This is a genomic window from Microcoleus sp. MON2_D5, assembly GCF_036701905.1.
Classification (GTDB): domain Bacteria; phylum Cyanobacteriota; class Cyanobacteriia; order Cyanobacteriales; family Microcoleaceae; genus Microcoleus.
This window is the reverse complement of sequence record NZ_JAUBRM010000135.1, coordinates 1-12,101: the sequence shown is the minus strand read 5'-3', so window position 1 is coordinate 12,101 and position 12,101 is coordinate 1. Positions and strand designations below refer to the sequence as shown.

The 12,101-nt window shown below is 45.3% G+C and carries 13 protein-coding genes, 1 tRNA gene and 2 pseudogenes; 9 read left to right on the top strand and 7 right to left on the bottom strand.

Features of this window, described 5'->3' with window-relative positions; translation table 11 throughout:
- Positions 1-142 precede the first annotated feature (142 nt).
- The 3 genes from QUA47_RS28485 (at position 143) to QUA47_RS28475 (ending at position 2,453) form a co-directional block, all read left to right on the top strand.
- Positions 143-490, top strand: coding sequence for a DUF6717 family protein (locus QUA47_RS28485; RefSeq protein ID WP_006633780.1), 348 nt, complete (start codon positions 143-145; stop codon positions 488-490).
- Positions 491-504: 14 nt separating this feature from the next.
- Positions 505-1,851, top strand: coding sequence for an LCP family protein (locus tag QUA47_RS28480; RefSeq protein ID WP_333433248.1), 1,347 nt, complete (start codon positions 505-507; stop codon positions 1,849-1,851).
- Positions 1,852-1,943: 92 nt separating this feature from the next.
- On the top strand, positions 1,944-2,453 hold the full coding sequence (locus QUA47_RS28475; protein ID WP_333433247.1) for a pentapeptide repeat-containing protein: 510 nt from the start codon (positions 1,944-1,946) through the stop codon (positions 2,451-2,453).
- Between the two features lie 128 nt (positions 2,454-2,581).
- On the opposite strand, the gene QUA47_RS28470 is transcribed toward QUA47_RS28475, so the two are convergent.
- Positions 2,582-3,835, bottom strand: a complete 1,254-nt coding sequence (locus QUA47_RS28470) for an S-layer homology domain-containing protein (protein WP_333433246.1) — start codon at positions 3,833-3,835, stop codon at positions 2,582-2,584.
- Positions 3,836-4,180: 345 nt separating this feature from the next.
- Here QUA47_RS28470 and QUA47_RS28465 point away from each other — a divergent pair, with 345 nt between their 5' ends.
- Entirely contained in the window at positions 4,181-5,659 is a 1,479-nt protein-coding gene (locus tag QUA47_RS28465; protein ID WP_333433245.1) for an amidase, read from the top strand.
- A 231-nt stretch (positions 5,660-5,890) separates the two neighbouring features.
- Here QUA47_RS28465 and QUA47_RS31110 read toward each other — a convergent pair.
- The 4 genes and pseudogenes from QUA47_RS31110 to QUA47_RS28450 all read right to left on the bottom strand — a co-directional run.
- Positions 5,891-6,229 (bottom strand): annotated as a pseudogene (locus QUA47_RS31110) (restriction endonuclease); the annotation flags it as partial.
- A 15-nt stretch (positions 6,230-6,244) separates the two neighbouring features.
- On the bottom strand, positions 6,245-6,502 hold the full coding sequence (locus tag QUA47_RS28460; protein ID WP_333433244.1) for a hypothetical protein: 258 nt from the start codon (positions 6,500-6,502) through the stop codon (positions 6,245-6,247).
- A gap of 3 nt (positions 6,503-6,505) precedes the next feature.
- Positions 6,506-6,757 carry a hypothetical protein gene (locus tag QUA47_RS28455; RefSeq protein WP_333433243.1) on the bottom strand — a complete coding sequence of 84 codons (252 nt, stop codon included), beginning with the start codon at positions 6,755-6,757 and terminating at the stop codon, positions 6,506-6,508.
- 370 nt (positions 6,758-7,127) lie between these two features.
- Positions 7,128-7,820 carry a GDSL-type esterase/lipase family protein gene (locus QUA47_RS28450; protein WP_333433242.1) on the bottom strand — a complete coding sequence of 231 codons (693 nt, stop codon included), beginning with the start codon at positions 7,818-7,820 and terminating at the stop codon, positions 7,128-7,130.
- An 80-nt stretch (positions 7,821-7,900) separates the two neighbouring features.
- Between QUA47_RS28450 and QUA47_RS28445 the strand changes: the two genes are divergently transcribed.
- From QUA47_RS28445 to QUA47_RS28425, 5 genes and pseudogenes are all read left to right on the top strand, one after another.
- Positions 7,901-8,131 (top strand): DNA-directed RNA polymerase subunit omega, encoded by a 231-nt coding sequence (locus QUA47_RS28445; protein WP_190661101.1) that lies wholly within the window; start codon positions 7,901-7,903, stop codon positions 8,129-8,131.
- A 248-nt stretch (positions 8,132-8,379) separates the two neighbouring features.
- Positions 8,380-9,024 carry a hypothetical protein gene (locus QUA47_RS28440; protein WP_333433241.1) on the top strand — a complete coding sequence of 215 codons (645 nt, stop codon included), beginning with the start codon at positions 8,380-8,382 and terminating at the stop codon, positions 9,022-9,024.
- Positions 9,025-9,165: 141 nt separating this feature from the next.
- Entirely contained in the window at positions 9,166-9,534 is a 369-nt protein-coding gene (locus tag QUA47_RS28435) for a DUF1818 family protein (RefSeq protein ID WP_333433240.1), read from the top strand.
- Positions 9,535-9,571: 37 nt separating this feature from the next.
- Positions 9,572-9,645: transfer RNA gene (locus tag QUA47_RS28430), tRNA-Pro, on the top strand.
- A gap of 134 nt (positions 9,646-9,779) precedes the next feature.
- Positions 9,780-10,274: pseudogene (locus QUA47_RS28425) on the top strand (Arm DNA-binding domain-containing protein); the annotation flags it as partial.
- A 116-nt stretch (positions 10,275-10,390) separates the two neighbouring features.
- Here the strand turns inward: QUA47_RS28425 and QUA47_RS28420 are convergent.
- Positions 10,391-10,819: a transposase gene (locus QUA47_RS28420; protein ID WP_333433249.1), complete on the bottom strand. Its 429-nt coding sequence runs from the start codon at positions 10,817-10,819 to the stop codon at positions 10,391-10,393.
- A 67-nt stretch (positions 10,820-10,886) separates the two neighbouring features.
- Complete coding sequence (locus QUA47_RS28415) at positions 10,887-11,339, bottom strand: helix-turn-helix domain-containing protein (RefSeq protein WP_333290364.1); 453 nt, start codon at positions 11,337-11,339, stop codon at positions 10,887-10,889.
- Positions 11,340-12,101: the final 762 nt, after the last annotated feature.

Below are 12,101 nucleotides of genomic sequence, written 5' to 3'. Positions count from 1 at the left end.
GAGGTACTGGAATAATAATGAATCCTCCTGTATTTATTGTTTTAAGCACTGCCTAGCCCTTAACTGAACCGTATTGGAATATAATGTATCAAGACTTGCATTTTTGCTGACAAAACAAACGAAATAAAAAGAGGAAAATACCATGTCCAATGCCATGATGGTAATTTACCCCTATCGCCAACAGTACACCTGGGTTTTTGACGACGAGCGAGTCGGACTTGTCCGAGAACCATTTGTTCAGGGCGTCCCCGAAATGATTAACACGCTTGTCGCAGACATTCCCAATGCCGCTCAAGGTTTCCGACTTTTATTTTCAGCCAATCCATTTCCCGGATATCAAGCAGAAATGCTGTGGTTGAAAGCAGAATACGGCGGTAACTGGTATCGGTGGGAATCGAAAAATCTCGAAGGCTGGCTGTGTCCGGCTTTGCTCAAATACTTTCCCGAAGCACCGCCCAAGTTTTACTGCAAAGCTGAAAAACTGCAATAACCAACAGCAAGTCAATGAAAAACTTGTCAATTTTTAAAAGAAACTTTGTTGAACGAGTCGATCAAACATCTCGAAAAAAGCCTAAGTTCTTCGTATATGTAGTGGGGGTATTTTTCCTAGTCTTCACCGCCGCCATCTCGGCCACAATGGGGGCAATTACTGCCCTGTTAGCTCCCGTGGAACCCCCAATTATCAATAGAGTATTAGAGGCGACTGGCTTTGACTATCTATCCTCCAACCGCTCTGGATACCGCCTGTCGCGGTCAGTTAATATCTTGATATTGGGAATTGACGGCGTGCCGGAACCTGCCGTCGGCCCTAAGATATTTAACGGTCGCAGCGATACAATACTCTTATTCCACCTCGACCCTAGAGATAAATCTATTAGTTTGCTTTCAGTTCCACGAGATACTAAAGTCGAAGTTCCCGGAATGAGCTTCAGCAAAATTAGCGAAGCCAATGCTACGGGAGGAGCAGCTTTGGCGACGCAATTAGTTAGCAGTATGCTGAACAATACGAAAATTGAACGATACGTGCGAGTCAGCAGCAGTGCGTTTCGGGAATTAGTCGATTTGTTGGGCGGAGTTGAGGTATTTGTACCTCGCGCGATGTCCTATACAGATAGCGCCCAAAAGTTAAAAATAAACTTAGCCAAGGGATGGCAAACTCTCAACGGAGAACAAGCAGAACAATTTGTTAGATTTCGCAACGACGGTTTAGGAGATATCGGCCGCATTCAGCGGCAGCAATCTTTAATTCAAGCTATTCGGGACCGCCTCGCAAGTCCATCAGTATTGGTGCGCTTGCCACAAATTGTTCGATTGATGCAAAAATATGTGGATACAAACCTAAATTATGAGGAAATATTGACGCTGGCCAATTTTGGTTTGCAGTTGGAGCGAGAGAATTTTAAAATGGTAATGTTGCCTGGAAGTTCTAGTTCAGAACAAGCCGATTTGAGCAGTTATTGGATTGTAGATGTGGTCGGGGTCGATCGCATTATCGCACAATATTTAAACCCGGGCGTGCCGGATTTTGCACAAGGACGATTTCGCAACCCAACCGAGTCTGCTTTGCCCAAGAACCTCAAAATAGCTGTCCAAAACGCTTCTAGCAAACCGACAGCAGCCAAAACCGTTGGTGAGTTTCTCACAAAAAAGGGCTTTTTTAATGTATCTGTAGTGCAGGATTCGCCCGAGAAGCAGCGTCACAGTCAAATTATTGTTCAGCAAGGCGATTTAGAGGCAGCCAATCTACTGCAAAAAGAGTTAGGCGGCGGTAAAATTGAAGCATCTTCTACCGGTGAAATCAATTCTGACTTGACACTTCGCGTTGGCGAAGATTGGGTAAAACGATTTTAATTAGTTATTAGTCAGTTGTCAGTTGTTAGTTGTCAACAGTCAACAGTCAACAATGCCCACTGCCCAATGCCCCATTCCCCATTCCCATCATCATGAAAAGAGTCTTCCAAATTCTCCTGAGCCTGGTTTTAAGTTTAGTGTTGGCTTTGGGGTGGGTGCTGCTGAGTGCAACTCCGGCATTTGCCCTGCCGAAAACAAGTATTAATTACACAAATATTAATTTGTCCGATCGCGATTTTTCCAACTCGGATTTAGCGGGGGGAACATTTGTCGCGGCTGAAATGCGGGGAACCAATTTTCAAGGTGCTGATTTAACTAATGCGATTTTGACTAAGGGAGTTTTGCTGAATGCCAACTTGTCAGGTGCCAACCTCTCCGGTGCTTTGGTAGATAGAGTTACATTCGACGGCGCTAATTTGACGAATGCTAATTTTTCCGAGGCAATTCTGACTCGAACTCGGTTTTATGATGCGACAATTTCCGGCGCTGATTTTACTGACGCGATTATCGACGCTTATCAAGTGACTCTCCTGTGCGAGAAAGCAGATGGTGTCAATCCCGTGACGGCAGTTTCTACCCGAGAAAGTTTGGGATGTCCGTAGAAATTCACACTTAAAGAAAATCGCTGACTAATTATTTGATTAGATGCACCTGTAGCGAGGTAAAATACACACATTAAAGCCCCTCGCCTTGCAGGAGAGGGGTTTGAGGAAATTTCCAAGTATCGGCTCTATCGAGCGCTACAAATGTCTGTGCTGGCAGTACCAACTACCAAATCGGAATTCAAAAGCAAATCTAAATCGGTGTCGGGATTAACAGCATACAAATCGACTTTATCTCGACCCAAAAACACTCCGATCAAAGTCCCGATTCCCGCACCGCCGAGCACCTCTTCAGTCGCGATCGCCCGATCACCCGTAACACCTGCAATCGCCGCCGCGGCTGCTGCACCCAACGCCGTATTCTTAACCAGATTACCAACATTAACGCCCTTGGTAACAGTTTCTTTCCTAGTAACCACTTGCGAAGTGGCATTGAGAGGCACTCTACTGCCGTTGATTATACTTAATTCTTGAGCCACAAACTGAACGCCCGAAGCAGTCGATCGCAATTCGCCGCTAATTTTCGAGCCTTCCGGTATCAGCACTTGACCATTATCGCCCGTGATATCCGCAGCTACAGTCAGCGTAATCGGAGACTTGTCATTGGGGCCGAGCAAAATCTTGCCTTTTGTGTACTCAATGGGGATAGTCACCCCCCTGGGAATTTGCACAGCAACAGATTGGCTAACATCAATCTTAGCAATGTAAGGAGAATTAATTGCTCTTGCTTGATTGGTACTCACTAATGTTTGATAGATAAAAGCAGCTACTTCAGCTCGCGTTGCTGACTTGTTGGGTTTGAGAGATTTAGGACTGGGATAGCTGACAACCAACTGTTTTTCAGTAGCAGCAGCAACGCTTTTAACAGCATAACTTTGAATCTCACCCGCATCATTATAGTAGCTGAGAACATCTTGAAAATCGCACTTAGGCTCATAGCCCATGCCGTTATTTAAAGCGACTACAACTTGAACGCGAGGAATCTGCTGTGTCGGCCTGAAAACATTGCCGGGATAGCCAGACATCCATCCCATTTCGTAAGCTTCTGCGATCGCCCCGCTTGCCCAAAAATTAGACGGAACATCGGCAAACCTCACAGCAGCGCGGGTTTTTGCCTTTTTCACAGAACGCACCATTGCCGCAAATTCAGCCCGCGTTACCGGTGCATCCGGGCGAAAACTGCCATCGGGAAATCCTTTGATAATTCCTCTTTCTGACAAATCTTGAATAAAGTCTTTTGCCCAGTAGTTATTATTAACATCTGAAAAAGCTGTCTGAGCAAAAGAAGGCGCAGGAGCTAGCATCGGCGCTGCAGTTCCGGCAACTGTTCCCAATGTTAATAAAACAGATGTACCGGATTTAATGCGATGTAATACAGACATTTTTTGATTCTCCAATTTACACATTTTTTTATTGAGGAGAACTAAGCTTTTGAGAGGCTGATTGATTCCTGCCCAACTTGCTCTTTCCCTCAGTTATGTAATCATTATTGAAAATTTTTACTTCTTGTGCGGGGAAGATACGGTCTTTTAAAATAAATATTTTTATTCTTAATGGGGAATTTTAAAATGCTTAAATTCCTTAAAATCCTTATGTTACTTATCTCCCTTATCTACCTTGTGTCTGCAATTAACAGGATTTAGGGACAAAGCCGTTTGATATTAGTTAACTATATTAACTAAAAGTGAATATAATTGACTCGATCGAGAAATACCTGTTTGTTGCTTATGAGTAGCCTGACGTTTGCTTCTGCCCATCAGCTAGCGCGAATGATTCGCGATCGCCAAGTCTCTGCAGTCGAAGTTCTCGACGCTTACCTTACTCAAATCGCAAAGCACAACTCGAAACTAAACGCCATTTGTACGCTGGATGAAGACAATGCCCGTACTAGAGCAAGACTTGCCGATGAAGCCCTAGCCAGAGGAGAAAACTGGGGTGCTTTACATGGGGTTCCCATCACGATTAAAGACATTTTTGAAACAGCCGGACTCCGCACCACAGCAGGCTATATTCCCCTCAAAGATTATGTGCCTCAACAGGATGCAACTGCTGTTGCGAGATTGCAGACAGCAGGTGCCGTCATCATGGGAAAAACCAACATGGCGGAACTGGCTGCCGATTATCAAAGCACAAATTCTCTGTTTCCACGGGTGAATAATCCTTGGCATCTAGACTACACACCTGGTGGCAGTTCTGGAGGGAGTGCCGCTGCTGTCGCAGCCGGACTTTCACCCTTGGATTTGGGCAACGATTTCGGGGGTTCGGTGCGTCAACCCGCTCATTTCTGCGGCATATATGGTTTAAAGCCGACAGATCGCCGTATTTCAACAGCAGGGCAGATTCCTGAAGTGCCGGGGATGCCACTGTCTATTCGGCAAATGATGACTGTGGGGTGTTTTGCTCGATCGCTCGAAGACATCCGGCTTTGTTTTTCGTTCATTGCAGGCGCGGATCGGCGACGCCCTGATGTCCCGCCGATTCCGCTCGATCGACCATCTGGCAAGCCTTTGCAGCATCTCAAAATCGCTTGGACGGCTGAATGGGCCGAAGTTCCCGTTGCTTCTGAAATTCGAGCAGCTATGGAGTCGATCGTGCAGACACTCTCTGACGCAGGTGTCCAAATCGAACGCTGGCTTCCCAAAGACTTTGACCTTTCCAAAATATTGAATCTCTACGGGCGGATGTCAATGTACCTGACTATCTACGCTCAACCGCAGGATAGATATAACCTGCGTCGTAGTTTAGAGTTAATCTTCCGCACCGCAACCCAAGGCGACAAGGAACTCCGAAAATTGGGAGATTTCAGCAGGTTCCTACCTGAGATATTGAATCCAAGTTTGAAAGGATATTTCGACGCACTCACACAGCGCGATCGCTTCACTGCCGATATGGATGAGGCATTAGAACCGTGGGATGTATGGCTTTGTCCAGTTGCCGCAACCGCTGCGTTTACTCACCGTCCCGCTTGGAGTGCAGTTGACATTGATGGCAGATCCTATCCTTATGCAGTGGCAAACGGGGCTTACACCATGCCTTCTAATCTGAGCGGACATCCTGCGGTGGTAATTCCAATTGGACAAACTCAAAATGGTTTACCGATTGGAATGCAAATTGTTGGTAAGCGGTGGCGTGAAATGGAGTTGTTGGGGATCGCAGGAGCGATCGACAAAGTGGTTGGTAGCTTGCAACACCCACCTGGTTACTGAACAGTCGATCTAGTTTCATTTGATAGTCAATGTTTACTCTAGCGATTTCCTCATGCTGAACGTGAGTTCGACGAAAATAGCTTTCATCCTGATGCTTTCGTTGAGAACTCAAAAAACTTGCAAAAATTACTCCGCTCACCCCAAAGCTTTCAGAAAGCATCTAACTCACGTTCAGCACCAGCGGATTCCTTCAGTCTGTTGCACCGCAATTGTTGTACTGCCGACCGCAATTCAATCTTTAGTTTGCGAGGGTTGCGTTTGATCCCATACTACACCTTCAATCCAACGCTTAACGTGATCGTGCTCCTTGTAACCTAATCGATAAATATCACGTTTCACCCACTCTATCGCATCGCGAGTTAAACGGCTTGTTGTAACCATTACTCCCTTTGTTGCTCTTTCAGCTTCGCAAACTGCTGACAGTTCTCTAACCTCGCTGAGTTTAACCTTGTTTGTTGGACGGTACTTCTTCGCTTGCCAAACTGAACGAATTTCCCCAAGAGTTTCATCAGACTTTGTGGCAACAACATCTATACCACCATCTCGTGATGCTTGTGTTACCTTAACTCTCCACCCTTCAGCCTCCTAAAGAGCACCAATTAGCTCCTCAAAATCACGTGGCTTGAGTTCTGATAAAAGCTTACCCTCACGCAGAATATCTGCAGCAAGTAGTACGCAGGAGGGAGATGTAGATAGCCAAGCAGGTACTAATGAGGTAGCTGGAGTCCAAAGAGTTGTTTCATCAGGTTGATATGGTGGTACAAAACTACGCCATGGTAAGTCCGCGCCTAGCCAGCTTTGATTGTTTGCCCAATCCTGAAGATGATTTTGAAACTCTTCCAACCACTATTCTGTAGCGTTGGCAGTTTTATGAGAAAAGCCTAACAAACCCGGATCAATCAATTGTTCAACCGTTTCTTCATCAAGCAACCCATTATGAAAAAGGAAATCATCAATTTCTTCATCAGTTGGCAAACCAGTTGGAGGAGTGTAGTGCTCCTCACCTGAAGACAATCGTGATGACCGATAAGTTTCAATGCTTGGATAAATAGCGTCAGCAACTATGTCACGAAGATATGCAGCGGTTACTTTTTTCATAGACCTCAGGTTTCGGCTTAAACTTTCAACCGATCTTAACTCAGGACTTAACTAGCGGATCTTGAGTAGTGCAATTTGGAGAAGTTTTTCAGACTGAGTTCATGGCGCAACAGCTTACACCATAAGCCCTTTAGGATATTCAACTTATGACTCACATTCTCCATCTTGATGCAAGCCTGCCCGGAAACCAATCGATATAAATACCGATCTACCGATTGTTGCTTTTTAGTATTTGTTGAATTTTTACTTTATCAGCTTCCGGTTGAGCCTTGCAATTCCGGTAAACTTCGATTGCTCAATCAAACGGTGGATTGCCAGTTCAGAATGTAGTGCAAGTTAGCAATGCTGACAACTGAAAACTGACAATTGACTAATGACTGATACTTGCGATCGGTTCCCAACTGGTCACATCTTCAAATAAAGATTGATAGCCCGCTGCATTGGGATGAAGCCCATCCGAAGTTAGGCGCGAACTACACCAGATATTGCCCCGAGCGAGCCATTTATCAAAAATATCTAAATAGGGAATTCCCCGCAACTCACAAGCTAATTTTGTTGCTTCCTTATACCGATATTGGTCAGCATGACTGTAATACAAACAATCTTGAAAAGGCATTTTACTTTCATCCACCGGCACCATCCCGACAAATATCACCGGACAAAGTTGTTGGGACAGGTTTAACAAATTATCCAAAACAGTTTTAAAATGCTCAAAATCAGTGTAGCTGCGCCCGGTAGGCGACTGCACTCTGGCCGAATCGTTGAGGCCGACGGAAAGAATAATCGCATCCGGGACGCGGTTTCTGAGCTCGCCACGCTGGCGAAACTCGTTTTCGAGCCGCTGGGCGACTTGATAGGTGCGATCGCCCCGAACGCCCAAATTGTATAAAACGTGTCCTGCACTCTCCGGTAACATCCACTGGCGCCGTAATCTTTCCACCCAGCCACCGCCTACACCGTCGCCGAAACCGTAGATTAAGCTGTCACCGAAAGCAACCAATTTGAGGGGATGAGAAGTTCCCCGATGCAAGTGACCAAAGGAATAGGCTGTTGCTACCTGCATAAGCAATGATACTCAGTTAATAAATTATGAATCTTGACATACTAGACTAGAATGTAACATTACATAAAGTAGGGAGTCTCATGGTTAAGCGTCCAACTTTCGATTCAACTCAGCTAACCCGTCGGGCGGAAGAGTTGATTAACGGTGCATCCAACCGCTATCGGATTACGGTGCAGGTGGCGAACCGCGCAAAACGCCGTCGCTATGAAGATTTTGACAATATGGACGACCATCAAATGAAACCTGTAATGCGGGCGATATTTGAGATGTCGGACGAACTGAGTCAGCCGGAAATTATCGGACTCCCCTAGACTTCGGGAGTTTTGGGTTTTGAGTGGTGAATTGCGAGCAATTTTTTTAAACTCCACACTCAAAACTTTCTCAAACTAGACTGGCGGGCGCGGGCGAGAAACCCGGTTTCTTCTTAGCTGTCTCGTTGACAAACTTCTGATTTTCCTAAACCGGGTTTCTTTTCCTAAGTCCTAAAATTAGAAACTAGGACATCTGCTTGGGGGTAAGTTTATGAAATTATTCTATTTTTGAAATTATTGTCAAAACCGTGAATAGATTAAAGCAGGGCTTAAGTTTTCTGTTCGTTACTTTGAGTGTAGCGATTTTCACGCTTTTGAGTTGGGTATTGGAATCCGGGGAACTGAGTATGTCGGCTTTGGAACCTTCGCTGCTGCGGAGTTCTGAGTCGGCCTCAGTGCAGCGGGTGGCTCAAGAATCTGCGTCACCGCAAGTGAGGGTGCAAGATGCGTGGAAATTGGTGTACGAAAAATTGCCGGATTTCCCGATCGAAAATAACTACATTTCTCAAGAAACGGGAAAAGTCGATCCTACCAATACTTTAGTCGGGCGGTTGATTCGATATCACGTATTTGTTAAAGGACGGCCGCCCAATTACCGCTTTGATTGGAAGTTGAGTTTAGCTGACTATTTGGGGGCGACTCCCGATTATTTGGTAGAAAGCGTGTATCCGGGAAAAGACGTTTTGCGCTCAAATCCAATGGAACAGGATCGTGCGGCTATTCAAAGGTTAAATAGAGCACAGCGCGATGCTTTGGTTCAAGCTTTGGTTGATGTTTTTACCGAGAATTCCGGGGGTGGGCGCACACAGGCGGGGGAAAAACCACAAGGGCGATCGAATTCGCCGGAGATACCGCAGCCGCAGCCGGGAGATGCGAAGTTGCTGGCACCTTAATACTCATGGATACAGAAACCGAGTTTTTTACGGAAATATTGCTGTTGAGCCTTTAACACAGGTAAAAAACCCGTTTTCTTTCGTATTTATGGGTAAGCCCTACTAATCTAAAATCTAAAATCTAAAATCTAAAATTTCTTAATGGTGGAACGTGTAATTAAAACGGGTGTTGGGTGGCGTTTGGGATGGAACCCGGAGGCGGAGGAGTTTAAGGGTTTGGTGGCTGGCGACGGTTGGGCGATCGAACTCACAGAGGCTGAGTTAAACGATTTTTGCCGATTGTTGGGGCAATTAGCAGGCACAATGAGTCAAATAGCCTCTGAGTTAATGGACGAGGAAAAAATCGCCATTGAAGCCGAAAGCGACTTGCTGTGGGTGCAGGTCGAAGGCTATCCCGAAGCTTACAGCGTGCAATTGATCTTGAATGCTGGCAGGAGGTGCGAGGGTTTTTGGCCGGCGGCTGCGGTTCCGACTTTGGTGCAGGCCGCAAAAGTTTTAAAAGTTTTTTGACTTTTTCGGGAATTCTATGCTAAGCTATTAAAGCTGTCGGGGCGTAGCGCAGCTTGGTAGCGCACTACTTTGGGGTAGTAGGGGTCGTGGGTTCAAATCCCGCCGCTCCGATAGATGGAATCCTTATACACTAAGGATTCCATTATTTTTGGTAGATAAATCGTAGGTTACGCATTCTCAATAACGGGGTGACAAAGGGTGACATACTCAGACAATCACTGCGATAAATCTGCGATAAATCTTCAATGCCAAAAGGCTCAGTAAATATAGAAGTTTTCAAAGAGCGCTTACGACTTGCCTGGTCATGGGAGGGGAAACGCTTCTGGCTCTATCTCGGTTTGCCGGATTCGATCGCCAACCGTAAAGCTGCTTCGATGCAAGCCAGCCAAATTGAACTCGACATCGCTAGTAACAACTTTGACCCCTCCCTGGTAAAGTACAAGCCACAGAAACAAGAATCCATTTCTGTTTCTGAGCTCTTTGAGCAATTTGTCGAGTACAAGCGCCGTAAAATCGAACCTGCTACTCTCGCTAAATATCTTGGATTACAAAAACACGTTTCTGTGTTTTTCAAGAACAAAACCTGTGTTTCTGTTTCTGACAGTGTGGCTGAGAAATTTAGAGACTGGTTGGGACAAACACAGAAACTTGAACCCGTGACGGTACGGGAAAGAATTGTGTTAATGAACGCTTGTTGGGAGTGGGGCAAAAAAAAGAAACTGCTAGTAGAAAATCCTTGGGACGAAGTTAAGGTTTCAGTTCCACCAAAACAGCCCCCAGATCCTTTTACTTTGAAGGAAATTGAGTTGATTTTTGAGAAATTTCGTTCCTCCCCAAATTTGAAACACTTCCTTGACTATGTTGCATTTAAATTTGGGACAGCACTCCGCACTGGGGAAGCAGCGGCCTTGCGATGGCGAAACTGTTCGAGTGAGTGCGATCGAATTTGGATCGGAGAAACTCTCAAAAATGGCAACCGCAAAGCTGCCAAGCGGAATAAAGACCGCACGGTGCCGCTAACTTGCACCTCATGGCATCGATGTATAGGCCCATTATCTTGTACAATTACTCTAGTACGTCCCGTTTTTTTTGCGTCTAGTGCTTCTTGTTCCATCATGTGGATATAAGACTTGCGGTTAACACCCCCAATCACCAAGCCGTAAACAAAACTGATTTCATGTTGAAGAAATCCGATAATGCTTAATCTGCGACCTCGGCGCTGTGTTTGTTCTAAACGTTTTTGTTCACCTCTAAAATAATAAGTGTAGCCCGGTTCACTCCACAGGCAAACCCGGATTCGTCTAAATACTTTAAGTCGATTTCGCAGCCTGCTGCCGATAATTCCAACATCTCTAAATCTGCCTGTTTTTGGCTTCGGACTTTGGGGTCTTGTTTTCCTTTATGACTCTTCCTTGCCCGCTTCCAATTGACCCCCTTTTTTTGAGTACCCGTCTTAATTGGTCGGGACTCAGTTTAATCGAGCGTTCCTGTTCTAATTTTTGGGCTAATTGATGACTGTTATATGTACGGGGTTCTTTTTTGAGGCATTCTTCCACAAACACTAAGTCCTCTTCTTTCCATTTGGCTTTTCCCCCTCTGCCTGGTCGTTCCCACAGACCTTCTAGACCAGATTTTTCCCATTTTTGCAAAACTTCTCTGACGGTCTGTGAAGTCCAATTTACATGAGCCGCTATTTTTTCGACGTACCAACCGTGTGCCTTTAACCGAATGACTTCGGCGGGCGTCTTTGACTTTCTGTGGTACATTTCCTGTTCTGAGGTTGAAGAGGGTTCTGTCTTGTTCATGAGTCAGGGATACCCTTAAGCGAGCTCCCATATGTTAATGACCTCGGTAGATTTCTTCTCTGTGTTCATTTATTTTCACCTACTTTGGTTGTTTCGTGCCTACCTACTTATCACCAGTAGGATATCGAATCTATCGGTAATTGCGCGTTTGTCGGAAGTAAGGGAAAACACGCATAATATAAATTCCGTGAGATCGCGGATGGCAGCGCTGCAGAAATAAAGCAAACTGATAGATAGGTTAAATAAAAATGAGCGAAATAAACAAGGTCGCTGGCAGTTTCAGAAGCTCTAAATCCCAGGGTGTATCTACCCCTAAACTCGCTTTTGGAGGGCGCAATATGTTGGCTTCTTTAAGGGAAACGGCTCGATCTCGGAATACGCAAATTCTCCATCCAAAAGCTTTGTATTCAAGGACTCCAGCATCAATAAAGGTGGATATTTTGTTTCCAGAATTTGGGCAGGGGCATCTGACTGTATCGAGAAATTTACCTCGGCACTTCAAAAATCGGCCTCGATCCTTATAGATGTTGACAAAGTTCGCACAACTTCTGACGGCAGCTCGGGCTAACTGCAATTAGGCTCTGTTATCCTCAGTACAGATTACCTCGATCCATACAAAAGTTAATTGCAAAAATCGCACAGTTATCAAATAAGCTTGATGAGATAACTCCGGGGTGTATCTACCAATAATGCCCTTAATGGAGTCTCCAATATGAGTTCTACGTTCGCTCAAGTTAACTCACAATCTTCTCTTGAAAACCG